This window comes from Cryptosporangium minutisporangium, from assembly GCF_039536245.1.
GTDB lineage: Bacteria > Actinomycetota > Actinomycetes > Mycobacteriales > Cryptosporangiaceae > Cryptosporangium > Cryptosporangium minutisporangium.
Genome location: NZ_BAAAYN010000009.1, coordinates 18,946 through 41,890 on the forward strand (window position 1 = coordinate 18,946; position 22,945 = coordinate 41,890).

The 22,945-nt window shown below is 72.6% G+C and carries 18 protein-coding genes; 8 read left to right on the forward strand and 10 right to left on the reverse strand.

Going from position 1 to position 22,945, the window contains the following annotated elements; genetic code table 11:
• Nucleotides 1–8: 8 nt before the first annotated feature.
• Nucleotides 9–2,858 carry a LuxR C-terminal-related transcriptional regulator gene (locus tag ABEB28_RS07850; RefSeq protein WP_345727307.1) on the reverse strand — a complete coding sequence of 950 codons (2,850 nt, stop codon included), beginning with the start codon at nt 2,856–2,858 and terminating at the stop codon, nt 9–11.
• A 217-nt stretch (nt 2,859–3,075) separates the two neighbouring features.
• On the opposite strand from ABEB28_RS07850, the gene ABEB28_RS07855 reads away from it, so the two are divergent.
• Nucleotides 3,076–3,288, forward strand: a complete 213-nt coding sequence (locus ABEB28_RS07855; RefSeq protein WP_345727308.1) for a hypothetical protein — start codon at nt 3,076–3,078, stop codon at nt 3,286–3,288.
• Nucleotides 3,289–3,350: 62 nt separating this feature from the next.
• Here ABEB28_RS07855 and ABEB28_RS07860 read toward each other — a convergent pair whose 3' ends face one another.
• Nucleotides 3,351–5,993 (reverse strand): helix-turn-helix transcriptional regulator, encoded by a 2,643-nt coding sequence (locus tag ABEB28_RS07860; RefSeq protein WP_345727309.1) that lies wholly within the window; start codon nt 5,991–5,993, stop codon nt 3,351–3,353.
• 207 nt (nt 5,994–6,200) lie between these two features.
• On the opposite strand from ABEB28_RS07860, the gene ABEB28_RS07865 reads away from it, so the two are divergent.
• Together ABEB28_RS07865 and ABEB28_RS07870 are read left to right on the forward strand one after the other, a co-directional pair.
• Nucleotides 6,201–7,070 (forward strand): RNA polymerase sigma-70 factor, encoded by an 870-nt coding sequence (locus tag ABEB28_RS07865; protein ID WP_345727310.1) that lies wholly within the window; start codon nt 6,201–6,203, stop codon nt 7,068–7,070.
• Nucleotides 7,071–7,149: 79 nt separating this feature from the next.
• The gene (locus ABEB28_RS07870; protein ID WP_345727311.1) at nt 7,150–7,497 is read left to right on the forward strand and encodes a DoxX family protein; all 348 of its coding nucleotides are present in this window, start codon (nt 7,150–7,152) and stop codon (nt 7,495–7,497) included.
• Between the two features lie 243 nt (nt 7,498–7,740).
• Here ABEB28_RS07870 and ABEB28_RS07875 read toward each other — a convergent pair whose 3' ends face one another.
• On the reverse strand, nt 7,741–8,331 hold the full coding sequence (locus tag ABEB28_RS07875) for an HD domain-containing protein (RefSeq protein WP_345727312.1): 591 nt from the start codon (nt 8,329–8,331) through the stop codon (nt 7,741–7,743).
• A 176-nt stretch (nt 8,332–8,507) separates the two neighbouring features.
• On the opposite strand from ABEB28_RS07875, the gene ABEB28_RS07880 reads away from it, so the two are divergent.
• Nucleotides 8,508–9,569 (forward strand): class I SAM-dependent methyltransferase, encoded by a 1,062-nt coding sequence (locus ABEB28_RS07880; RefSeq protein ID WP_345727313.1) that lies wholly within the window; start codon nt 8,508–8,510, stop codon nt 9,567–9,569.
• 30 nt (nt 9,570–9,599) lie between these two features.
• On the opposite strand, the gene ABEB28_RS07885 is transcribed toward ABEB28_RS07880, so the two are convergent.
• Both ABEB28_RS07885 and ABEB28_RS07890 read right to left on the reverse strand, forming a co-directional pair.
• The gene (locus ABEB28_RS07885) at nt 9,600–12,434 is read right to left on the reverse strand and encodes an ATP-binding protein (protein WP_345727314.1); all 2,835 of its coding nucleotides are present in this window, start codon (nt 12,432–12,434) and stop codon (nt 9,600–9,602) included.
• A gap of 21 nt (nt 12,435–12,455) precedes the next feature.
• Nucleotides 12,456–13,355, reverse strand: coding sequence for a LysR family transcriptional regulator (locus ABEB28_RS07890; RefSeq protein WP_345727315.1), 900 nt, complete (start codon nt 13,353–13,355; stop codon nt 12,456–12,458).
• A gap of 70 nt (nt 13,356–13,425) precedes the next feature.
• Between ABEB28_RS07890 and ABEB28_RS07895 the strand changes: the two genes are divergently transcribed.
• The gene (locus ABEB28_RS07895) at nt 13,426–14,301 is read left to right on the forward strand and encodes a dihydrodipicolinate synthase family protein (RefSeq protein ID WP_345727316.1); all 876 of its coding nucleotides are present in this window, start codon (nt 13,426–13,428) and stop codon (nt 14,299–14,301) included.
• A gap of 321 nt (nt 14,302–14,622) precedes the next feature.
• Here the strand turns inward: ABEB28_RS07895 and ABEB28_RS07900 are convergent, their stop codons facing one another.
• Together ABEB28_RS07900 and ABEB28_RS07905 are read right to left on the reverse strand one after the other, a co-directional pair.
• On the reverse strand, nt 14,623–15,603 hold the full coding sequence (locus tag ABEB28_RS07900; RefSeq protein WP_345727317.1) for an NAD(P)-dependent alcohol dehydrogenase: 981 nt from the start codon (nt 15,601–15,603) through the stop codon (nt 14,623–14,625).
• Nucleotides 15,604–15,689: 86 nt separating this feature from the next.
• Nucleotides 15,690–16,379: a TetR/AcrR family transcriptional regulator C-terminal domain-containing protein gene (locus ABEB28_RS07905; protein ID WP_376980866.1), complete on the reverse strand. Its 690-nt coding sequence runs from the start codon at nt 16,377–16,379 to the stop codon at nt 15,690–15,692.
• Nucleotides 16,380–16,675: 296 nt separating this feature from the next.
• Here ABEB28_RS07905 and ABEB28_RS07910 point away from each other — a divergent pair, with 296 nt between their 5' ends.
• A complete protein-coding gene (locus ABEB28_RS07910) occupies nt 16,676–18,016 on the forward strand; it encodes a DUF4185 domain-containing protein (RefSeq protein ID WP_345727319.1) in 1,341 nt (446 codons plus the stop codon).
• 6 nt (nt 18,017–18,022) lie between these two features.
• Here the strand turns inward: ABEB28_RS07910 and ABEB28_RS07915 are convergent, their stop codons facing one another.
• Both ABEB28_RS07915 and ABEB28_RS07920 read right to left on the reverse strand, forming a co-directional pair.
• Entirely contained in the window at nt 18,023–18,514 is a 492-nt protein-coding gene (locus tag ABEB28_RS07915) for a cupin domain-containing protein (protein WP_345727320.1), read from the reverse strand.
• 84 nt (nt 18,515–18,598) lie between these two features.
• Nucleotides 18,599–19,699: a nucleotide disphospho-sugar-binding domain-containing protein gene (locus tag ABEB28_RS07920; RefSeq protein ID WP_345727321.1), complete on the reverse strand. Its 1,101-nt coding sequence runs from the start codon at nt 19,697–19,699 to the stop codon at nt 18,599–18,601.
• Between the two features lie 120 nt (nt 19,700–19,819).
• Between ABEB28_RS07920 and ABEB28_RS07925 the strand changes: the two genes are divergently transcribed.
• Nucleotides 19,820–20,836, forward strand: a complete 1,017-nt coding sequence (locus tag ABEB28_RS07925; RefSeq protein ID WP_345727322.1) for an ATP-binding cassette domain-containing protein — start codon at nt 19,820–19,822, stop codon at nt 20,834–20,836.
• A complete protein-coding gene (locus ABEB28_RS07930; RefSeq protein WP_345727323.1) occupies nt 20,833–21,681 on the forward strand; it encodes an ABC transporter permease in 849 nt (282 codons plus the stop codon). The genes ABEB28_RS07925 and ABEB28_RS07930 overlap by 4 nt, the downstream gene beginning before the upstream one ends.
• 5 nt (nt 21,682–21,686) lie before the next feature.
• Here ABEB28_RS07930 and ABEB28_RS07935 read toward each other — a convergent pair whose 3' ends face one another.
• A complete protein-coding gene (locus ABEB28_RS07935; protein WP_345727324.1) occupies nt 21,687–22,709 on the reverse strand; it encodes a hypothetical protein in 1,023 nt (340 codons plus the stop codon).
• Nucleotides 22,710–22,945 lie beyond the last annotated feature (236 nt).

Sequence of the window (22,945 nt, forward strand, 5' to 3'; positions counted from 1 at the left end):
GAGCGAGGTCAGAGCAGGCCGATGGTGCGGGCCCGCTGCAGGGCCTCGGCGCGGCGCCGCGATCCCAGCTTGCGGTAGAGGGCCGCGACGTGGGTCTTCACGGTGTTCTCGCTGACGAACAACGTCTGGCCGATGTCGATGTACGAGCCACCGAGGGCCAGCTCGGCCAGGACGTCGGCCTCGCGGCGGGTCAGCTCGACGCCGCCGGCGCGCCGCCGGACGATGCGACTCCGCACGCTGGAGTTCTGCTGCAGTGACCGTCCGGCGCTGGACAGCGGCGGCAGCGGGGCGAGCTGCTCGACGTTCGGGTGGTCGGCGCGGTGGGCTGCGAGCGTCGCCCGGGCTTCGCCGACGAACGACGGGGCGTCCGGCTCGGCCGCGAGCTCGTCCAGCAGCCCGGCGAAGGCAGGCGCCGCCGCGAGCCAGAGGAACAGGGGATACACCAGCCGTTCGGGGGCGCAGCGCAGAAGGGTGTCACGGAGCGCATCCCGGGCCGCTTCGCGGTCGCCCAGGTCGAGCAGAGCGCGCGTTCGACCGGCTGCGGCCTCGATCGGTACGTAGAGCCATCGGGTCCGCTGGGGCTGGTTCAGGACCTCGGTGAAGGTCGCCAGCGCACGGTTCCCGTCGCCCCGGTGCAGCGCCACCCAGCCGGCCAACGCGGTCGGCGTGTCTTCCGGGAACTCCTCGGCGAGCACCTGCTGCGCGGCGACGGGATCCGAGCCCGAGAGGAGCGCGAGCCGGCCGCGGACACCGGTAACTCGTCGCTCGAGGAACGACTGCGGGTCGCCGGAATCGACCAGGGTTCGACCCAGCTGGTCCCGAGCCGCCTCCAGGCCGCCGGCCGTGACGGCGAGGCCGATGTCGAGGGTGGTCGCGAGGCTCTCCACCATCGGGTCCGTCTCGGTGGCTTGCAACTGTTCCACGTGTTCGCGGTTCCGGGCAGCGGCGTCGAGGTCCAGCCGGTGCAGCCCGGAGGCCGCCAACCCGAGGTAGGCGCGGGCCAGGACGGGCACACCGGGCAGGCCGGCGTTGGTCGCGATCTCGAGCGTCTCTTCGGCGAGCACACCGGCGGTGCGCCCGGCGCCGACCGTCACCGCCATGACGCACTGGTACGACAGGATCGTTGCGGTCATCGCCCGGTGGCCGAGGGCCCTGGCGATAGCGACCGCTTCGCCGAGGTGGGCACTCGCGCCGTCGAGGTCGCCGGTGGCCAGTTCGGCTCCGCCCACCTCGGTCATCAGCCACGTCTTGCGCGCCAGCGACAGTGCCCAACGGGAGGCGAGTCCGCCGTTGCTCGACGCGTGGTCGTGGCCGGCCGACGGCGGATCCGCCGCGGCCGCGCAGCCGAGGAGAGCGCGGGCGTTCTCCAGCGCGGCGTGCGGATCGGACCACCCCGCGCGAGCGAGCCAGAGGCGCAGGATCGCGGCGTCAGCGACGAGTGCCCCGCCGTGGGCGTCGCCGCTCACCGCGTCCGACGGGGCGTCGATCGTCCGGGCCGCTTCCTGCAGGATCAGTGGCGCCAGCCGGGTCGCGGCCTCGAAGTCCCGGTCGGCGCACCGGTGCAGGGCGACCACGGCGGCGAGCGCCGGATGCCCGGTACGCAGAGCGGTAGGGACGATGTCCAGCGCGGAGCCGAGCAGCTGGTGATGGCCGGTGGCGAGGAGCGTGGTGCCGTGCTCGACCAGGAGATCGACGAGCCGGGGCACGTACGCGGCGCGGACGGCGTGCTCGACCGCCGCGGCGACCGCGCCGTGAGCGAGGTAGTACGCCGCACCTCGTAACTGCGCGGCGGCGTAGAGAGGACGCTCGCCGCCACCGGGACCGACGTGTCGCCGCAGCAACTCGCGCAGGAGGGGGTGGTACGTCCAGACGGCGTCCTCGAGCGAGGCGCGACCCCGCACCGTCACCAACAAGCCGGCCTGAGCGAGGTCGGCCAGCAGCTTCGGCGCCTCCGGCTCGCCCGAGAGCACGACCGCCTGCTCCGCGGTGACGCTCTCGTTGGCGCCGGTACACAGCAGCACGTGACGGACGCGGGCCGGCAGAGTGGTGAAGACCTCGCCGAGCAGGTAGTCGAGGATGGGCTGGTTGGTGCCGAGCAGGGTGGCCCGTGCGGTGACCGGATCGCTCGCGCCGGCCAGTGCGTGGGCGCCGAGGACGAGTGCGGCAGCCCATCCGCGCGATCGGGTGATGAGAGCGTCGCGGTCGTCCTCCCCGGTGACGCCGTGCGCGGACACCAGCGCGGACGCTTCGGATCGCGTGAACGTCAGGTGATGCCCCCGGATCACCTGAACCGACCCGGCAAGTTCGAGATCGACGATCGGCAGCGCCAGGTCGTGACGTGTCGCCAGGACGATCCGCACCGCGTCCGGGTGGGCGCGCAGGACGCCGTCGAGCAGGTTGAGCAGGTCGTGGTGGAGCAGGTGGGCGTCGTCGACGACCAGGATCTGCGGCGTGGCGTTTCCTCCGTACAGGCGCCGGAGCACCTCACGCCGCACCTGCTCCGGCGTCCGCGCCCTGCCGTCCCGGGCCTCCGGCAGCGCGCGCTGTCCGGCGGTGACCAGAATGGCCGACGCGAAGCGGTCCGCCCGGAGCCCTGGCCGGGCGACCAGCCACCGTACCGGTGGTGTCGGCGCCGAATCGGCGTTCCCTCTTTCGCTCCATCCGGCCAGAGCCGCGGTCTTGCCCGAGCCGGCGGGCGCCACCAGAACCGTGAGCGACCGGTGCCCCGCGTCGGCCAGCAAGGCGTCGACGCGCGGCCGGTCGATCCATCGCCCCGGACGCCGCGGCGCGGTCTGGAAGACGTGGCTGTCCACTGTGGTGTCGTGAGCGGTACCGCTTCCCGGTGACGGTAACTCCATGCGTATCCACCCCCTGGACGCGCGCGCGAACCGAGTGTTCTCCACGGCCACGCCGCGGGCAACTACTAAGGGGAGCTATTCGCCTCGAAGTAACCACTGCGCGGATAGTCGCTTTCGTTTGCGCGCTATTGACGGAGCCGACACGCATTTAGTCCGCCGCGGAGGATGTGCGCGTCGTGCTCGCCCCGCATGCTGGGATTTCCCCACAGGTAAGAGGGTGGTCATGCGCTACTTGGTGCGCGTTCATGGTCATCTGTCCCGTGATCTGGTCAGCGCGTTTCCGCAAATGGTTCCGGCCGAAGGACCGGCGGAAACGGTGCTGCGGGGAGAACTTCCGGACCAGAGCGCGCTGATGGGAATCCTGCACCACCTCGACGAAATGGGCGTCGCGATCGCCGCAGTGATCGAGCTACCGGACGGTGAGGAATAGGTATTCCAGCGGTTTCGGCGGCGCGGTCACCGACGCTCGGCTGCGCGGCGCACCGACGATCCTCAGTTCGCAAGCCCGGCCGGCGTGAGCAATCCCAGCTCGCCCGCCCGCCGGATGGCCTCGTGGCGGCGCTTGACCCGGAGTTTGCGCAGGATGCTGCGCACATGGGTCTTCACGGTGTTGACCGACACGAACATCGCCTGAGCGATCTCCTCCGTCGTCAGCAGGGCCGTCAGGTGACTCAGGACCTCGGTTTCCCGCGCGGTGAGCGGCTCGAGGACGGCGAGAGGTGCGTCCGGCGCCGGGTCCGGCAGGGCGTGCCCGCCGCCGACGAGACCGAGCCAGTCGTGGTGCGCCAGCAGAGCACCCTCCCGGCGAAGGATGCGGCGGAGGAGCACGGGTGCTTCCAGGAACGGGCGGCGAATGTGTTCCGGAGCGGCCAGCGTCAGCGCGCGCTCCAACGACGTCCGGGCCCGCTCGTAGCGTGCGTCGACGGCGTCCGCCGCCGCCGCCACCATCCAGCCGTCGACCCGCGCGGCCAGCGGCGCGTCCCGCAACTCTCCGGTCCGGACGGCGAGCGAACGAGCGGTTCTCGCGTCACCGCCGGCCAACGCCTCAGCCGCCCGGAGCAGGGTGCCGTGGACCGTCGGAATCGTCTCCGCGGTCGCGATCCCGCGCTCGGCATGCCCCTGGACGTCCGCCTCGGCCCTGCACAACAGCTGGGTCAACCAGGTGGGCGTCGGTGCTTCCTGGGTGCGTGCCAGGGTCAGCGCTGCCGTGGCTCGGGACACCTCACCGCGCGCTCGGTAGATCCGGGCTCGGGCCAGCGCCAGCAGCCCCGCGGTGATCGTGTCTCCGCCCTGCCCGAGTTGGGTTCCGGCCCGGTCGGCGTGCGCTCTGGCTGAGCGCAGGTCGTACTCCTCGGTGCGGACCCAGGCCAACGCGGTGGAGATCTCCGGTGGCATCCGGTCGGTGACCGTCCCGAGCCGGTCGGCGACCCGCTGCGCGCGCCGCGCTGTCTCGGTGGCCCGGCGCAGCTGTCCGCACAGAGCCTCGACGAGCGCGAGCCGTCCGAGGCGCTTCGCCTCCAGCGCGCCGGATCGGCCCGGCTGCTCGACGATCGAGCTGAGGGCCTGCTGGGCGCCGGCCGTGTCGCCGCGCCACAGGGAATGGTCCGCGACCGCGAGGCCGACCATCGCCAGCAGCTCCGCAGGGACCGGCAGCCGTTCCGCCACGGCGGCGGCCAGCGCATCGCCGGCGGCGGCGACCACGTCGGCGTGGACCGGTGGCCCGCATGCCTGGGCGCGCGCGAGCGCGACAACGGCGATGGTCAACCGCAGCGCCGCCCCGTGGCCGTCCGGTCCGTCGCCGGTCAACTCGCCCGCCCGGAGCAGCTGCTCGGCGCAGGCGTCCGGGCCGCCCCGGTGCAGCGCCAGGGCTGCCGCGACCACGGCGCTCTCCGGCGTAGCCGCCTCGAGGCCGGTGCCGCCGAACGTTCGACGGTGTTCCGCCGCGCCCGGCTCGATCAGCAACCGTCCGATCGCGAGGCCGTGCACCACCATCGCGGACGCCAGTTCCCCGTCCCCGGCGGCGAGGGCATGCGGTATCGCGTCGGCTGGGCGCCGATGAGTGGCGTACCACTCGGCCGCCGTTCGATGCAGGTGCGCCGTCCACTCCGGACGACTTCGGTCGAGCTCCGTGAGGAGAGCCCGCCGGACGATCGGGAAGTACTGATAACTCGTGGCGACTCCGAGCGAGGGAGTGAGGAACATGTTCTCGGCCGCGAGCCGATCGAGTAGGGCTCGGGCATCCCGTCGACCCGTCAGCGCGACGGCGAGACCGGGCCGGATCTCGTCCACGATCGCGGTCTTGACCAGGAACTCGTGCTCTGCCGGGCGGTGGTGCCCGAAAACCTCTGCCCGCAGGTAGTCGAGCAGGACCGAGGACGGCGGACAGTCGTTCGGCGCCGCGCGCTTCCTCGCCTCCAGACGTAGCCCGGTGGCCCAGCCCTTCGTCTCGCCGACCAGGGCCTCGACGTCGTCAGGCGGCAGATGCAGACCGTGGGCCGACAGCAGCGCGTCGGTCTCCGCGACGGTGAACGCGAGATCGGGGTAGCGGATCTCGGAGACCGAACCGGCGACGCGGTAGCGGTGCAGCGGCAACAGGGGATCGTGTCGTCCGATGACCACCACGCTGAGTCGGCCGCCGGCGTGCTGGATCACGAAGTCCAGGGCAGTGGTGACCGAGGGCTCCACCAGTTCGTGCGCGTCGTCCAGCACCAGGACCACGGGGGCCGGGGCGGCGGCGAGTTCGACCGCCAGGCGGACGAGCAGCGAGCGAGGCACGCCGTCCGGGCGGTCAGGGGCCGGATCGACCGTCACGGCGACGCCTGCTCGGGCCAGGCCGGCGAGGACGTAGGACCAGAAGACGCCGGGCTGGGAGTCCTCCGGTTCGAGGCTCAGCCAGGCCACGGTACTCGTCGCGGAGATGGCGCCGGCCCAATCCGCGACCAGGGTGGACTTCCCGGACCCGGCCGGTCCGACGACGAGCGTCAGCGGATTCGTGACAGCGGACGAGAGCTGGGCGAGCAGTCGGCTCCGGCGCACCCACCAGGACGGCAAGGCCGGGGGCGCGAACTTCGAGATCATGATCGGGTCGCCCGACGAGTTCGTCGTCAGTTCGTCGGTCGTCAGTTCTCTCGGCATCGCCCTGGCCCCCATGATCGAGCACCCTGCGTTACCCATCCGTGGCGAGACACGCCGACGGATGGCGGCTGACGGGATCAAGAATCCCGTTTCATGGTGGGGCGTTGCGGCCGCGAGGCGCCTCGCCTGTTTTGGGTGAGGTTTCGTGCGCTTGCGCTCGTCTGCTTAGGAGGACGTCAGCGCGGGGCATACGGTCCTCCGAGAATCATGGGGACCATGGACCAGCACGAGCAGTCCTTCGCTCAGCACCGCCCACTGTTGTTCGCCATCGCCTACCGCATGCTCAGCAGTGTCAGCGAAGCCGAAGACATCGTGCAGGACGCCTGGCTGCGGTGGAGCCGCGTCGACTCCAGCGGCGTCACGGACGCCGAGGGCTACCTGGTCCGGGTGACGACCCGGCTGGCGATCGACCACCTGCGCAGCGCCCGCGTGCGGCGGGAGTCCTACGTCGGCCCGTGGCTGCCCGAGCCCCTTCTCACCCGTCCGGACGTCGCCGAGGACGTGATCCGGGGCGAGTCGGTCTCCACCGCGCTGCTGCTGATCCTGGAGACGCTGTCGCCCTTGGAACGCGCGGTGTTCGTGCTCAACGAGGTGTTCGGCTACCGGCACGCCGAGATCGCCGAAGCGCTCGGGCGAGCGGAGCCGACCGTGCGGCAGTTGGCGCACCGGGCCAGGAAGGCGGTGGAGAGCCGCAACCGCCGGTACGACACCGACCCTGCTCTTCGGCAGCGGGTGACCGAACGGTTCCTGGCCGCGTGCGTGGGCGGGGACGTCACCGCGTTGCTCGAGGTGCTGGCGCCGGAGGTGACGTTGGTGAGCGACGGCGGTGGCCTGACCGGTGCGCCCCGCAAGCCGATCCACGGTGGGGAGCTGGTGGCCCGCGCGTTCGTGGTCCTGTCGCGGCAGCAGCCAGCCGGTTCGATCGCTGACGTCGTCGAGTTCAACGGCGGGCCGGGAGTCGTCGTGCGGTCCGGCGGTACACCGGTGCTGGCGGTGGCCCTGCACCTGGTGGACGGCGCCGTCCGGACCGTGCACGTCGTCAGCAACCCGCGGAAACTGACCGGTCTGGCGCCGTGACCAGCGCCATGTCACGTCCCGCGGGGCGACCTCGTCCGGAGAGGCGACCGATCAACCGTCGCTTTCCCGGAGATCATCGATGTTCGCTACCTACGTTGTCGTGACCCTGTTCGCCTCGACGCTCAACGGTTCGGCCGCCGTCGCCAACCTTATCGGCCACACCTATCCGAAGACCCAGGCGGACCTGAACCGCGTGCCGCGATCGTGGGTGCGGCCGCTGGGGATCCTGCTCGGCGCGGGGGCGGTCGGCTTGCTCGCCGGGTTCGTGGTGCCGGTGCTGGGGGTGCTGGCGGCGATCGGCTTGGTCGGGTACTTCCTCGGTGCCCTCGGCGCCCATGTACGGGCGGGCAACTACCGGCTGGTCGCCTGGGCCCTGTACTTCGGAGCGGCGCTCGCCGCGCTCGTCGTCGCCCTCTGGCGTTACTAGGGCCGCCGCATGACCGGGGGAGCCGGGAGCGCATCGCTCCCGGCCCACCGGTGGGTGCGCCCACCCGGTTACAGGCGCAGTTGCCGACGTACGGCACGGGCGGAGACCGACAGCAAGAGGGCCGGCGCCAGCGCGGCGAGCGCTAACTGGACAGCGAGCGCAGCCGTCGTCACCGGCATGCCTCCCACCTGCACGACCCAGATCGGCATGGTGATGGCCTGGAACTGGCCTACGCGTGAGGGTTCAAACCAGCGCGTGGCCGTAGTGGTCGATCAGCGGCGCGAGGTCGGGCTCGCCGAACGTCTCCCGCAGCGCCGCGAAGCGGGCGACCTTGTCCGCCCCGAACCGCCGCACTCGGGCCGCGTAGGTGTCGGCCGACACGAAGACCGGTGGCGTGGTCTTGCTGTGGAACTTGTCGGCGTACATGACCAGCTCTTCCTCGGCGGTCTCGGCCAGGTAGTCGGCCACCGGCAGGGGGAGCCGCTGGGTGGTCACGTCGTCGCGGCTCAAGCCCACGCCCGTGTGGTGCGAGCAGAACCGCGCGAGCCGGTCCGGCCAGCCCGCCTCGCGCAGGAGCTGATCGCCCAGCACACCGTGGCGGAGGTAGTGGTCCTGGCCGAGCCGGTACACGCCGACGTCGTGCAGCAGGCATCCGGCGCGCACCAGGTCGGCGTCGAGGGAGTGAGCGCGGCGCCGGAGCAGCTGCTCGGCGATGGCGCAGACGATCCGGCAGTGCGTGTAGACCAGTTCGAACGCCTCCGGCGTGGGCGCGTGCTGCCGGTGGAGGGCGAGGATCTGCGCGTCGGTGGGGACGCGACCAGGTTCGGGGCTCACCTGGTCGTCGTACCCGTACGCCCGGGACCGGCCTCAGCGGGTGCCGCACCGGCCGCCGACACCTCCGTGCCGAGTACGGAGCCGAACAATCCGTGCTCACCACGGATGTGCCCGGCGGCGCCCGACCCGAGGCTTCCCTTACGCGGATCGTCCGCGGCGACGAGGGGAGAAGCACGATGAGCGAGATCGACCAGGCGAGGTTGGAGCAGTTCGTCGGCCAGGCGGTCGGCGACATGGCGGCCGCGATCTCCGGGCTGTTGCTGCACATCGGCGACCGCCTCGGCCTCTACCAGGCCATGGCCGGTGCCGGGCCGCTCACGCCGGAGGAACTCGCCGAGCGCACCGGGACGGCGCCGCGGTACATCCGTGAGTGGCTGAGCAACCAGGCGGCCGGCGGCTACGTCGTCTACCGGCCCGACGACGGCACGTTCGAGCTGCCGGCCGAGCACGCGGCCGTGGTTGCCGACGAGAACAGTCCGGTGTTCCTCGGAGGGGCGTTCGAGGCGATCGCCTCCTGCTACAGCGACCACGACCGGCTGGTGGACGCTGTCGTGACCGGAGCCGGGGTGGGGTGGGATCAGCACGACGAACGGCTCTTCTCCGGCGTCCACCGGCTGTTTCGGCCGGGTTACGCCGCGCACCTGGCCACCGAGTGGATCCCGGCGCTCGACGGCGTGGACGAGAAGCTGCGGTCCGGCGCGAGCGTGGCCGACGTGGGCTGCGGCCTGGGCGCCGCCACGATGATCCTGGCCGAGGCGTATCCGCACTCGACGTTCGTCGGGTACGACTACCACCAGCCGTCCACCGAGACCGCGCGGAAGGCTGCCGCCGAGGCCGGGTTGGAGCGCCGGGTGCGGTTCGAGACCGAGAGCGCGACCGAGTTCCCGGGGACCGGCTTCGACCTGATCTGCCTGTTCGACTGCCTGCACGACATGGGCGATCCGCTCGGTGCCGCTCGCCACATCCGGCGTGCGCTGGCGAGCGACGGCACCGTGCTCCTGGTCGAGCCGTTCGCCGGGGACGGCCTGGCCGAGAATCTGAATCCGGTGAGCCGGGCGTACTACGGCTTCTCGACGGTGATCTGTACCCCGGCGTCGCTGGCCCAGCCGGTCGGGCTCGGCCTGGGTGCCCAGGCCGGAGAGGCGCGGCTCACCGAGATTCTCACCGAAGCCGGGTTCACCCGGGTGCGGCGGGCCGCCGAGACCCCGTTCAACCTGATACTGGAAGCTCGTCCGTAAGGCCGCAGCGCGGTGCGGTCCGGCGACCCATCACTCGCCGGGCCCCGCCGCACTCCCCATCGGGGTCGCCCCCATCGCGGCGAGCTCGGCGTCACCTCGGCTCCGCTCCGGTCCACCGGCGAGGACCAGCGTGCGCGCCCACTGGTACCGGCAGCCGGCGGCGCGCAGACGTTCGGCGGCGGCCAGGACACCGTCCCGGTCATCGGCGGCGAGCGCGGCCGACCGGTCCACGATGGCCAGCGCGATCGGGTTGTCCTCTGCCGACCGCCGGGCCCTGACCAGCCGGTCGGGGGCCTCGGGGTGGCGTCCGAGCACGGCGCTCTCGGCCCACAGCGCCGCGTACCAGGGCCGCCAGAGCCCGCTGTACCAGGTGCGGAACTCCTCCGGCGGGGTCTCCAGCCGCGCCACCGCGTCGTGGGGCCGGCCGCGGTGGAGCAGCAGCATGGCGTCGAAGAACTCCCCGTGGTGGATCACGAGCGCGGGCCTGCCCGGCGTGCTCAGCCCTTCGGCGACGCGGAGCCACGCCGCGCGCGCCGGGTCGTCGCCGCGCAGTCCGTACACGGTCGCGAGCGCGTACGGCCCGCGGCTCAGGTTGCCGGCCCGTGGGCGACCGGCCCGCTCCCAGCCCTCGCGGAACCGCGCGCCGAGTGCGACGGCCTCGTCCCAGTCGCCGGTCAGCGCGGTGACGACGAGCAGCCGCGCGGTCGCCAGGTGGCCCTCTTCCCGGTGGAACGGGAGGTCTCTGGCCTGCTCGGCGAGCCGGCGGGCGATCCCCAGGTCACCGGCCGCGATGACGGTCTCGGTCGCCATCGCGTACGCGTCCGAGAGTTCGAGCCCGCTGGTGTCGGCGCGTAACGGCAGCGGCGTCAGCAGCTCGATCCGGCGCAGCGCGCTCGCCGCCGCCGCGCGGATCTCACCGCGGACCAGGTGGACGGAGGTCACCTGGTCCAGCGCCGCGCTCTCGCCCAGTGGGTCACCGGCCGCCCGACTCCCCGCGACCGCCTGTTCGAGGTACTCGGTGGTCGCCGGATCGAGCTCGTCGCCGGCGAATGCGCGCGCGGTGAGCAGCCGGGCGCGCGCCGCCGGATCGTCGCCGACGAGCGCCGCGGCTTCGGCGAGCGTCCGCTCCACCTCGCCGGCCGGTACGGGCCGGGACATGATGCCGGGGCCACGGTTGATCAGTTCGGCGAGCTGCGCGAGGTCGTACGCCGCCGCAGCGCGGTCACCGGCGCGCAGCGCAGCCTCCGCCGCGGCGCGGTGCAGGCGAAGCCCGTCGGTGCCGAAGTGCCGCGCCTTCGCCGCCTCCGCCGCGCAGTGCAGGACGCCTGCGGCCTGGCGGTCGTCCGCTGCGAGCCGGGCGGCCTGCTCGTACCGCCGCTGCGTCTCGCTTGGCAGGCCACGCAGGAAACACAGCTCGGCGAGGTGGACGGCCAGCCGGTACGCGTCCGCGCGGCGATCCGGCCCGGCGTCGGCTTCGTCCGGGGAGCCGGAAACCTCGTCCAGCGACGTCACCGCCCAGTCCAGCGCGGCGCGCAACTCGTCGACCGCTCGATCGAATCGGGTGCGCCACCCGGCGGCGTCCCGCGCGAACGACGCGTCCAGTGCGTCCGCAGTGGACAGGCACCACCGCAGGTGGCGTTCGCGGGCCTCGGTCAGTTCGCCGGCCGTGCGGAGGTGGCCGACGCCGTACTGGCGGATCGTCTCCAGGACGCGGTATCGGGTGCCGTCCGGATCGGCGTGGGCGATCAGCAAACTCTGGTCCGCGAGGGTGGCCAGCGCGGCGGCCGCCTCCGCCGCCTCGATCGGTGGCCACTCGGCCAGCAGCGTCGTCGCGTCGCGCACGGTGAACGGCGTGGCGAACACCGACGTCCGGCGCAGGATCGCGCGCTGCGGCTCGGTCAGCAGCGCATGGCTCCAGTCGAGTGCCGAGCGGAGCGACCGGTGCCGGTCGTCGGCCCGCCGGCCACCGGTGAGCAGCCCCAGCCGGTCGTCGAGGCCGGCCTCCAGCCCGTCCAGGCCGAGCGTGGGCAGCCGCGCGGCGGCCAGCTCGATCGCCAGCGCCATTCCGTCCAGGCTCCGGCAGATCGCCGCCACCCGGGGCCGGTCGACGGTCGTCACCGCACCACCGCTCGCGGCGGCACGGGCGAGGAACAGCTCCACCGCGTCGCCGGTGTCCCCGTCGACCGCGAGACCCGGCACCAGGAACACCCGCTCGAACGGGACCAGCAGCCGGGCGCGGCCGGCCGCGAGCACCCGTACCCGCGGGCAGTGGGTCAGCAGCCGTTCGAGCAGCACCACGACCCCGTCGACCAGGTGCTCGCAGTTGTCCAGGACGAGCAGCGCCTCGCGGTCGGCCAGCCAGGTCAGCACCGTCTCCTCGGCCGAGCGGCCCGGCTGCTCACCCAGGCCGAGCAGGTAGGCCATGGCCGGGGCGACCATCGTGTGGTCGGTGACCGGCACCAGGTCGACGTACCAGGCGTCGTCGGGGAATCCGTCGGCCAGCTCGGCGGCGACCGCCAGAGCCAGCCGGGTCTTGCCGATCCCGCCCGGCCCGACGGCGGTGACCAGCCGATGCTCCTGCAGCGCGGCCACGATCGCGGCTCGTTCGGCGGCCCGCCCGACCAGCGGCGTCAGCGAGGACGGCAGCACGGTGCCCCGGCGCCTCGGTGACGAAGCGGCGAGCTCTCGGCGGTCACCCGCGCCGAGCTTGCGCAGCAGCGAGGAGACGTGGCTCTCCACGGTGCGCACCGAGATGTGCAGGCGCGCCGCGATCTCGGCGTTGGTCAGGTGCTCCCCGACGCCGGCGAGCACCTCCGCCTCGCGGGCCGAGACGCCCGCGAGGGAAGGTGGCGCTCGACCGTCCATGAGGCGATTCTGCGCCAGTTGCTAACCCGGGGGACAGACCTGTGCCGCGGAGACGCGCAGCGCGGCCACGCAGGCGGCGATCGCCGGGTGGGCCCCGGACCCGCGTCGGTACGCGATCCGGGTCCGGCGGTGGATCGGCAATTCCACCAGGCGCACCCCGCTCGGCAGGTGCTCCACGGCCAGCCTCGGCACCAGCGCGACACCCTGGCCCGCAGCCACCAGCGCCAGCACGGCGGTGAAGTCGTCGGCGTAGTGCCGCACCCGCGGCGCGTAGCCGGCCGCGAGGCAGGCGCGGACGGCCAGCGTGTGGCAGAGCGTTCCGGGGCTGCCGACGATCCACGCGGCCTGGGCGCACGCGCGGATCGGGTCCGCGTCGTCCTCGCTCCACCCCGCCGGCACCGCGAGGTGGACGCGTTCGTCGAGCACCGGGACCGACTCCTCGGTGGTGTCCGGCGCCGCCGGGACGAGGTCGTAGTCGTGGACGAGCGCGACGTCGACCTGGCGGGTCCGCAGTGCGGCCGGTACCTCGACCGGGTCGAGCTCGGTGACGCGGAGGACCAGCGACGGATGCGCGCGCCCCAGACTCACCAAGGCGGCGGGCAGCAGCGTCCGGACCGCGCTGGGAAACGCGCCGACGCCCAGTGGTCCGGCCAGCCCACTACGCGCGGCCGCCAGCGTCGCGTCCGCCGCCTCGAGTGCGCTCAGCGCGTCCTCGGCGTGGGCCACCAGGGCCGCGCCCGCGGCCGTCAGCGACACGCCGCGTCCGGTGCGTTCCAGCAGCGGGACACCGGCCTCGCGCTGCAATGCGGCCAGCTGCTGGGAGACGGCGGAGGCCGTGTAGGAGTGCGCTTCGGCGACCGCGGCGATCGTCCCGAGGTGGGACAGCTCACGGAGCAGGTGCAGACGCCGGACGTCGAGCATCAGCTCAGCTTAGGTGTGGGGCAAGCAATCCGACCTGGTCCTTTTCCGGCCGCGGCCGGAAGCTCTGGCCATGACACCGACCGGTTTGTTCGTCCCCCTGATCACCCCGTTCGACGCCGCCGGGGCGGTAGCGACCGATGCGCTGGAGGCCCTGTGCCACGACGTGCTCGACGCCGGCGCGACCGGCCTCGTGGCGCTGGGCACGACGGGGGAGCCGTCCGCGCTCACCGAGGCCGAGCGGTGGACCGTCGTGGACGTGATCGGGGTGGCCTGCCGGGAGCGGGCGGCTCCGCTGCTGGTGGGCGCCGGTACGGCCGAGGCGCTCGCGACGCTGGGCGGTCGGCCCGAGGTGACCGCGGCGCTCACCCTCGTCCCGCCGTTCGTCCGACCCGGTGAGGCCGGGGCGATCGCGCACCTCCGGGCACTGGCCGGGAGCAGTCCGGTGCCGCTGATCGTCTACGACGTTCCCCAGCGCACCGGTCAGTACCTCTCGGCGGGGGCACTGCGCGCGCTGGCGGCCGTCCCGGGCGTCGTCGGCGTGAAGCACGCGCCGGGTGCGGTCACCACCGACACCGTCGCGCTGCTCGCGGACCCGCCGCGGGACTTCGCGATCCTCGGTGGTGACGACGTGTTCCTCGGGCCGGTGCTCGCGCTCGGGGCGCACGGCAGCGTGCTCGCGAGCGCGCACTGCCAAACCGCGGCGTACGCGCGTCTGGTGGGGGCCTGGCGGGCCGGGGACCTCGCGACGGCGCAGCCGCTCGGGCGTCGGCTCAGCCGGCTCTCCGCGGCGCTCTTCGCCGCGCCGAACCCGACGGTGCTCAAGGGCGTGCTGCACGCGGAGGGGCGCATCCCGACGCCGGGCGTCCGCCTGCCACTGCTCCCGGCGGATCCGCAGCTGGTCAAGGCCGCCCTCGAAGTGCTGCCGTCACTCGACGTGCTGGAGTAATCGGGCTCCGGTCGGTCGACGGTTCGTCGCTGCTTCCCGCGGCGCGCGTGCCGAGGTGACCCGCCGTCGGCGCGTCCGCCGCGGACTCGTTTCTCCTTTCGCGGATCGTCCGACGATCGACCGGAGACCGTTGTTTCCCTCCCGCCGCGGAACTCGTCACCCCGCCGGCTGCCAGGCGCGAGTAGCACCCGCGACGGATGACGATGCGGAAGCCCCGCGGTAGGCCGAGCCTTGCTGACGCGCACCCGGCGCGCTTCGGCACCGGAGGCCCAGTTCTGCCGCCGCACCTCACCCTGGCGGAGCAACCCGGCGCGCGGTGGATCAGGCGGTGAGCACCACCTTGGCACGGGCGTGGTCGGTCTCCAGGTAGCGGATGGCGTCGGCCGCCGCGGACAGCGGGTACGTCCGGTCGATGACCGGCGTCAGCTTTCCGGCCTCCGCCAGCTCCCGCAGGGCGGCGAGGTTCGCGTGGCTCGGCGTCGCGGTCAGCACGACGATGCGCTGCCGGACGAAACGCGCGACGGCCTGCCCGCGGATCACCAGCGCCATCGGCCCGACGAGCGAGCCGCCGGTGGAGACACCACCGCCGGAGAGCACCAGCGTGCCGCCCGGGGTCAGCGTGCGGCGGAGCGCCCGCAGCGATCGGTTGCCGACCAGGTCGAACACGACGTCGTACCGGCGGCCCTGGTCGGTGAAGTCCTCCCGGGTGTAGTCGACGACGCGGCCGGCCCCGAGTGAGCGCACCAGCTCCGCGTTCCGTGGGCTGCAGACGCCGGTGACGTCCGCGCCGAACTCCGCGGCCAGCTGGGTCGCGAACGTGCCGACGCCGCCGGAAGCACCGTTGATCAGCACCGACTGTCCGGGCTGGGCGTCGGCCTCGCGCAGACCCATCAGCGCGGTGTTCGCGGCCAGCGGGAGGGCTGCGGCCTGCTCGAACGTCAGGTTCGCGGGTTTGACGTCGACGACGTCGGCCGGAGCCAGGACGTACTCGGCGAAGGCTCCCGGAGACTCTCCGAACACCTCGTCGCCGGGGCGTAACCGGGTGACCCCGGACCCCACGGCCTCCACCGTGCCGGCGAAGTCGGTGCCGCGGATCGGCTGCCGCGGCGCCCGCAGCCCCAGCTCGGGCGCGAGCAGACGCGCCAGGTACGGGTCTCCGCGCAGGAGGTGCCAGTCGCGGGCGTTGACGGAGGCGGCGTGCGTGCGCACCACGACCTCACCGGCCCCGGGAGAGGGCGTGTCGACGTCCGCGAAGCGCAGAACGTCGGGCGAACCGTAGGCGTGGTGGACGACGGCTTTCATCGGGACTCCCCGTTCTTACGCTGTAAGGCTGTCTTACGACGTAAGACTCCCTTACAACGTAAGAACAGTCAAGCGAGGGGCTGCCGCTACCGCGCCGCAGTGCGCAGCCGGTCCAGGCCGTCCAGGATCAGATCCAGGCCGAACTCGAATTCGAACTGGTCATCGCACCAGCCGAGCGTCGAGTCGGGATCGTCGTGCGCGACCTCGGTCAGCATCCCGACGAGGTGCGGCACCTGCTCCGCGAGCTCCGCCGGGACGCTGCCCGCGGCGGCGCCGTCGCCCGGATCGAACAGCTCCTGGGAGAACCCGAGCGCGCGGCTGCCCAGCGCGTGCAGCGCGTGATGCGCCAGGTCGTAGGAGAAGCCACCGTCCCGCATCAGCCCGACGAGCCGGTCGTGGTACCGCACCACGGCCAGGCTCACGGTCTTCCGCGTCTCGAACACGTGGGGTGCCCACGGATGGCGGAGGAAGATCGTCCGCGCGGTGAGGATCCGCAGGCGCGTGGCCTGCTTCCACGCCGCGCCCGCCGACGGCACGCCGAGCTGGTCGACCGCGTCGTTGATCTCGCTCGCGATCAGCTCGACGACGCCGTCGAGCAGGTCTTCCTTGTTGGCGACGTAGTGGTAGAGGGACATCGCCTCGGCTCCGAGCGCCTTGGCGAGACGGCGCATGGTGAGCGCCTCGGCGCCCTCCGCGTCGGCGATCTCCACCGCGGCCCGCAGGACGCGCTCCCGGCTCAAGGGGGTGCGTGGCTGGAGCTGTGTGGTCACCGACATCCGTCCTCCGGTCGGTTTGGATCGTACAACGTACGTCCGGGGGTCCCGGGGCGCCACCCGGGCGGGTCGGAGAGGGGTTTCACCGGCCGCCGCAATGGGCCGATCCGGAACGGATCGGGCCATTGTTGCGCGCCTCGGTTAACTGTGGAACTGCGGGGTACCAATTGCCCCGCGCACACCACCGCGAATCGGTCGGAGATCACACACCGACTCTCGCGACTCGCTACGAGCGGGGCGTTTCCTATGGAAGTGTCAGCTGTTGACGCTGTCCGTAAACCGCGTGCAAAGGAGCATTCGTGCCGACCGCTGCCTTACCCGACGAGGAGACAGCGGAAGCGCCGCCGATCCGGCGCGCCGCCCGTCCGGTCCGGAGGCAGCTCGTCACGGCTTTCTTTGCCTACCTGCTCACGCTCGTCACGGCCGGGTTCGTCGTCGACTGGGACGCCGCGTCGACGAAGCCGCCGGCCGGAGCCACGCCGTCCCCGACTCGGGCCGCTCCGGTCCAGGCCGCGCCGCAGCGGTCCCCGGCGCCGCCGGTGCGGGACGAGATCCCGTCGATCCCCGAGGTGAGCGACGTCGTCCAGCTCGACCCGGTCCGTCAGCAGGGCCGGGTGACCGCCCGCGACAACGGGCAGAGCACGCGCTACGGCGACCGGTCGGTGTGGATCTTCGCCGACACCGTGCTGAAGTCACCGGACGCGTTCCTCTCGAACACCGCCGCCTCCACCACCGACCTGGACGCCGGTGACGGCATCACGCTGACCGCGGCCGACCTCGCCGGGACGCCCGGCGAGCTGCACGACGAGTTCCTGCCCTGGAGCGACGCGGAGCGCGCGTTCGAGAGGGCGCACGCGAAAGGCTGCGTCCGCGGCTCCGACGAGTACTGCGGCGTGACGTTCGGCCTGTGGCCAGGACCGGTCATCCCCGACCCGGCCCGGCAGCGAGTGCTCGTCTTCTACCACAAGCTCTGCCGGGGCGGCGCGCCCGAGCAGCCGTGCTCGCAGCGGTACGGGCAGGACCTCGGCACCGGCATCGCGGCCGTGGACATGCGGACGTTCCGGGTGACCCGGCTGACCCCGGCGAACGCCACGCCGGTGCGCAGCATCGAGGGTCATGACCCGGCGCTGTTCTTCCCGGCCGAGACGATGTTCGCGTCCGCCGCGCTGGTGGCCGGGGACGACGTCTACGTCTACGGCGACTGCGCCGAGGACGGCCGGTGCCGGCTGGCGCGGGTGCCGCTGGCGCGGATCGACGATCGATCGGCCTGGCGGTTCTACGGCGGCCGCGACGACGACCGCACCGTGCTGTGGGTGACCGATCCGCTGGACGCGGTGCCGACCGTGCGAGCGGGCGCGGCCGGGAACAGCGTGCTGTGGAACCCCGCGCTGGACGCGTGGATGAACGTCTACATGGAGTTCGGCTCGCACGAGGTGCGGGCGCAGGTGGGCGGTGCGCCGTACGGACCGTGGTCGGATTCCTTCCCGGTGGCCGAGACCGACCCCGGTGACTACGGGACGAACTACGCCGCGTTCGCCCACCCCGAGTACGCCCAGCAGGGCGGCCTGGTGCAGTACGTGACCTACTACCAGCAGTCCACCGGCGCGCAGCGCCTCCTCCGGGTCACGCTCAGCCCCTGAGCCGGGTCAGCCGTTGACGGCGGGCTGGGCTTTGACCACGGGGTGGGGCCGCGGCGGCGAGGACAGCATCAGGCTGACCGCGCCGGCGTCCCCGGCCACCAGCCGGTGGGTGTGCCCGGGACGCGCGGCCAGCCGACCGCCGGCGGTCAGCTCCGTGTCGTCCAGGGCGTCCGCGGTGGCGACGGTCTCCCGCAGGCTTCCGCCGAGCACGGTGACGGTCTGGAAGCCGACGGTGTGGGCGTGCAGGTCGGTCGCGTCGCCGGGCGCCCATCGGACCAGCCAGGCGTCGTAGAGGAAGTTGCCGCGCAGGGCCACCGGCGCGCCGCCGGACGCCGCGAGCAACGCCTCCGGACCGCCGGCCGCGTCGATCTCCGCGGTGATGATCTCCGCCCGCTCGCGCAGCGCGGTGGGCGTCAGGGACGAGGGCGCGAGCAGCCACGGCTCGAGGTGGTCGAGCCCGGAGCTCTGCTGCGTGGGGGTGCTCGTCGTCGCGGCCATGACGACAGTGAAGCGCCGGACGCGCCCGCGTTCTGTGCCCGCCGCACCGCCCGAACTGTCGCGTCGCGAACGCTCGTGGCCGCCTCAGCCGAGCGTGGCCACGCGGGCCGCCACCTCCGCGGACGCCGGGCGGGCCGCGAGCTGGTCCTGGATCGTCACGCTCACCCGGCGCAGGCCGTCGTCGGTGATCAGCCGCCGGAGGTGTTCGGCGGCCACCTCCCGGGCCGAGACGCACAGCCCCGCGCCGATCCGGGCCACCAGCTCCGCGTTGTACCGCCGGTCGCCCGGCCCCGGCACGACCAGCTGCGGCACACCGGCGGCGAACGCGGCCAGGACGGTACCGGCCCCACCGTGGTGGACGATGCCGGTACAGGTCGGCAGCACGGCGTCGAGCGAGACCCAGCCGATCGTCCGGACGTTGTCCGGCAGCTCCGCAGGCAAGCCGGGTTCCGGCCGCACCAGCACGATCTCGGCGTCCACCTCGGCGGCGGCGATCACCAGCGGCCGCATGATGCTCGCGTTGCCCGGCCCGCCGACCGTGCTCCGGCTGACCAGGATGCGCGGCCGGTTCGGCGTCTCGGCCAGCCAGGACGGGACCGCCGCCGGCGCCGGTGCTTCGTAGCGCATCGGCCACCCGGGGCGTTCCCCCACGACGCTCGCCGGTAACACCTGGATCACCGCGGCGGGTTCCGGCAGCCGGTCGATCGACAGCTTCCGCAGCACCGGCCCCGCCGCCGCCGCGGCCAGCTCGGCGCCGTCGAACAGATTCGTCTCGTGCCGCACCGCCGGGACGCCGTAACCCGCCGCGGCGATCAGCCCCGCCACGGCCAGCGGCTCGGCGACCACGACCTGTGGCCGGAACTGCTCGGTGACGTCCCGGACCGCGTTCACCAGCCGGGCGTTCACTGCTCCGAACAGCAGGCCGACGCCCCGGGTCCCGCCGTTGCCGGCCAGCTCGGCCCGGGCGACCAGGGGGTGCCGCAGCATGATGCCGCGGGCCACCGCTCCGAAGTCGAACTCGGGCGCGACGTCCTCGACCGGGAGGCCGAGCTCCCGCACGGTCGAGGCCGCGTCGGCGGCGGTGGCGACGAGGACGTCGTGGCCGGCGGCGACGAGCGCGCGGCTCAGGGGGACCAGCGGGAGGACGTGACCGGGCAGCGGGGCCGAAACGACCAGTACACGCATGCGGGGAAGGTTACGGGCACCCACCGCCCGCGGTCCCAAATTCTGTCGTACCTGGTTGGTAGACCCGCAACCATAGGCGATGGCTACCGTGCTGACCCGAATCCGCGAGAGAGGGATTTCATGACGAAAGCCGCTACCGACCTGGCGATCGAAACCACTGGCCTGGTCAAAACGTTCGGCGATACCCGCGCGGTGGACGGCGTCGATCTCGCGGTGCCGGCCGGCACGGTCTACGGCGTTCTGGGGCCCAACGGCGCCGGGAAGACCACCGCGGTTCGCATCCTGGCGACGCTGCTGCGCCCCGACGGCGGTGAGGCTCGGGTCTTCGGCTACGACGTGGTGCGCCAGGCCAACGAGGTCCGCAGCCGGGTGAGTCTCACCGGGCAGTACGCCTCGGTCGACGAGGACCTCACCGGGCTGGAGAACCTGGTGCTCCTCGGCCGGCTGGTCGGGCATCGCAAACGGCCGGCCAGAGCCCGCGCGGACGATCTGCTCGAGGCGTTCGGGCTCACCGCGGCGGCCGACCGCCAGGTGAAGAAGTACAGCGGCGGGATGCGTCGCCGCCTCGACATCGCGGCGAGCATCCTGAACACGCCGCAGCTGCTGTTCCTCGACGAACCCACGACCGGCCTCGATCCGCGCAGCCGGAGCCAGGTCTGGGACATCGTGCGTGCGGTGGTCGCCTACGGCACGACCGTGCTGCTCACGACGCAGTACCTCGACGAAGCCGACCGGCTGGCGTCCCGGATCGCGGTCATCGACCACGGCAAGGTCATCGCGGAGGGCACCCCTGGCGCGCTGAAGTCGTCGATCGGAGCCGGCACCGTCCACGTGCGGCTACGCGACCCCCAGCGGCGGGCCGAGGCCTCCGAGCTGCTCTCCCGGGCGCTGAACGCGCCGGTGCTGCAGGAGTCCGATCCGGTGGCGCTGACGATCCGAGTGACCGGCTCCGACCGCGGCGCCGCCGAGCACGCGTCCCGCGCGCTCGCCGACCTGGCGACGGCCGGCATCGTCGTCGACGACTTCTCGCTCGGCCAGCCCAGCCTCGACGAGGTGTTCCTCGCCCTCACCGGCCCCTCCGAGCATGCCGAGTCGGCCGCCCCGGCAAGCTCCGCCCAGAAGGAGACCGTCGCATGAGCACCGCCACCGATCCGGTCGAGACGACCGTCTACACGCCGACCGCGGAGAACCTGCGCGCGGTGCTCTCGCCGGCCGGCCGTCCGGCGCCGCCCGGCCCGTTCGCCGCGTCGATCGCGTTCGGCTGGCGCGCGATGCTGAAGATCAAGCACGTGCCGGAGCAGTTGTTCGACGTCACCGCGTTCCCGATCATCATGACGCTGATGTTCACGTACCTGTTCGGGGGTGCGCTGGCCGATACCCCGGCGAAGTACCTGCAGTTCTTCCTTCCCGGCATCATGGTGACCAGCGTCGTGATGATCACGATGTACACCGGCGTCGGCCTGAACACCGACATCGAGAAGGGCGTCTTCGACCGGTTCCGCACGTTGCCGGTCTGGCGTCCGGCCGCGCTGGTCGGGATGATCTTCGGCGACCTGCTGCGCTATGTGCTCGCGTCGCTGGTGATCCTTGGCGTGGGGCTGGTGCTCGGCTTCCGCCCGGAGGGCGGCGTCCCCGGCGTCCTGGGCAGCATCCTGCTGCTGGTCGTGTTCTCGTTCGCGTTCTCCTGGGTCTGGACGATGTTCGGACTGCTGTTGCGCAGCGAGAAGTCGGTGATGGGCGTCAGCATGATGATCCTGTTCCCGCTGACGTTCCTCAGCAACGTGTTCGTGGAGCCGCGGACGATGCCGGGCTGGCTGCAGGCGTTCGTCAACGTCAACCCGATCACGCAGCTGGTGAACGCGGTCCGGGCCATGATGAGCGGCGAGGACGCGGGCGCCTCGGTGATGTGGACGCTGCTCGCCAGCCTGATCTTCGTGGTGGTCTTCGGCACGCTCACCATGCGTCTCTACAACCGGAAGTAGGGGACTCAGACGAAGCCACCGGCGCTGTAGCCGCCGCGGCGGTGACGGTTCTCGAAGTCCGAGACCTGCCGCTCCGCCCGGCGGTAGTGCTCCGCCCACCACCCGTCGAACGCTGCCCCGCCCGCGTTGAGCTGCCGACGGGTGGCCCGCACGGCCGCGTCGTCCCAGACGAGGTCGAAGATCTGCGGCGCCACCATCAGCCGCTGGTAGAGCAGTTGGGCGAGCCGGTGCGCGAGGTCGGACGGGGTGAGCGGCTCGCCCCACCCCTGTTCGGCCTTCGGTAGCCGGGTCGTGGGCGTCACGTCGCTGCGCTTGACGTACGCGGTCCGGTCCCGCACCAGCAACCGCCAGACCCGCCGCGCGTCGGCCGTCGCGGTCGCCTGCCGCCGCTTCGCGTCCTTTCGTGCCCGCTCCCGCTCGATCTCGAGCTGCCGTTGGTAGGCCGCGGCGACGGCGACGGCCACCGCGATGCGGACCCGATCGGGTAACTCGCCGACGGCCTCCCGGTAGGTCTCGGCGGCCGTGGCGACCGCTTGCCGGTACCGCCGGCGAGCTCGTTCCCGGAGTCGGTCGGCGAGGAGCGGGGTTCGCCGCGCGCGGGCCTCCGATCTGGCCAGTGCGGCGTCGGCGGCGTCCACGGCGTCCAGCAGGTCGTCCGCGGCGGCGATCCAGGCGCGAGCCGCCTGTTCGTCGGCGTCGATCCGAACGCTCTGGCTGACCTCGATGTGCCGGGCCGCGAGGTCGCGCTCCGCTTCGAGCCGGGCCACCGCGTCCCGCCGGACCTCTTCCGGCTTCGGCGGTGGAGGGGCGGAGGAGAGGCCGGTCAGCATGTAGCCGCCACCGGCGCGGGCGGCGGCCTCCCGTTCGAGTCGGGCGTGCCGCTCACGCCAGGCGGTGTAGGACGCCGGAGCCGGGCTCCGACCCGGCGCCACCACGAGCGAGTGGCGATCGCCGAGTCGGTCGGTGAAGTGCGCCAGGCAGCAGTGGAACGTGGGCGGGCTCGACCCGGTCTCCCCAGCGGCGGCCATCGTCCCAGCGTAATCCGGCGGCTATTCGCTCGCACTTTCCGCGGTGCCGGCAGCTCATTGATCACTTCCGTCACAGCAGTAACACCGCAGCTATTCGCCGCGGTCATTGTTGTGCAGCGCCACATTAGGCCGAAATTAAGTATCCCCGAAATTGCGCTATTCGGTGAACCGCGCGACCAGGCGCTCCATTCCGTGGGCGGATTAAAACTACTTAATTCCCTTTCCGGGGCCATGAA

Bases quoted from the DNA above. Each gene is read 5' to 3' on its own strand.
- ABEB28_RS07850 (WP_345727307.1), bottom strand. From the start codon at position 2,858: ATGGAGTTACCGTCACCGGGAAGCGGTACCGCTCACGACACCACAGTG.
- ABEB28_RS07860 (WP_345727309.1), bottom strand. From the start codon at position 5,993: ATGCCGAGAGAACTGACGACCGACGAACTGACGACGAACTCGTCGGGC.
- ABEB28_RS07865 (WP_345727310.1), top strand. From the start codon at position 6,201: ATGGGGACCATGGACCAGCACGAGCAGTCCTTCGCTCAGCACCGCCCA.
- ABEB28_RS07870 (WP_345727311.1), top strand. From the start codon at position 7,150: ATGTTCGCTACCTACGTTGTCGTGACCCTGTTCGCCTCGACGCTCAAC.
- ABEB28_RS07880 (WP_345727313.1), top strand. From the start codon at position 8,508: ATGAGCGAGATCGACCAGGCGAGGTTGGAGCAGTTCGTCGGCCAGGCG.
- ABEB28_RS07885 (WP_345727314.1), bottom strand. From the start codon at position 12,434: ATGGACGGTCGAGCGCCACCTTCCCTCGCGGGCGTCTCGGCCCGCGAG.
- ABEB28_RS07890 (WP_345727315.1), bottom strand. From the start codon at position 13,355: ATGCTCGACGTCCGGCGTCTGCACCTGCTCCGTGAGCTGTCCCACCTC.
- ABEB28_RS07895 (WP_345727316.1), top strand. From the start codon at position 13,426: ATGACACCGACCGGTTTGTTCGTCCCCCTGATCACCCCGTTCGACGCC.
- ABEB28_RS07900 (WP_345727317.1), bottom strand. From the start codon at position 15,603: ATGAAAGCCGTCGTCCACCACGCCTACGGTTCGCCCGACGTTCTGCGC.
- ABEB28_RS07905 (WP_376980866.1), bottom strand. From the start codon at position 16,379: ATGTCGGTGACCACACAGCTCCAGCCACGCACCCCCTTGAGCCGGGAG.
- ABEB28_RS07915 (WP_345727320.1), bottom strand. From the start codon at position 18,514: ATGGCCGCGACGACGAGCACCCCCACGCAGCAGAGCTCCGGGCTCGAC.
- ABEB28_RS07920 (WP_345727321.1), bottom strand. From the start codon at position 19,699: ATGCGTGTACTGGTCGTTTCGGCCCCGCTGCCCGGTCACGTCCTCCCG.
- ABEB28_RS07925 (WP_345727322.1), top strand. From the start codon at position 19,820: ATGACGAAAGCCGCTACCGACCTGGCGATCGAAACCACTGGCCTGGTC.
- ABEB28_RS07930 (WP_345727323.1), top strand. From the start codon at position 20,833: ATGAGCACCGCCACCGATCCGGTCGAGACGACCGTCTACACGCCGACC.
- ABEB28_RS07935 (WP_345727324.1), bottom strand. From the start codon at position 22,709: ATGGCCGCCGCTGGGGAGACCGGGTCGAGCCCGCCCACGTTCCACTGC.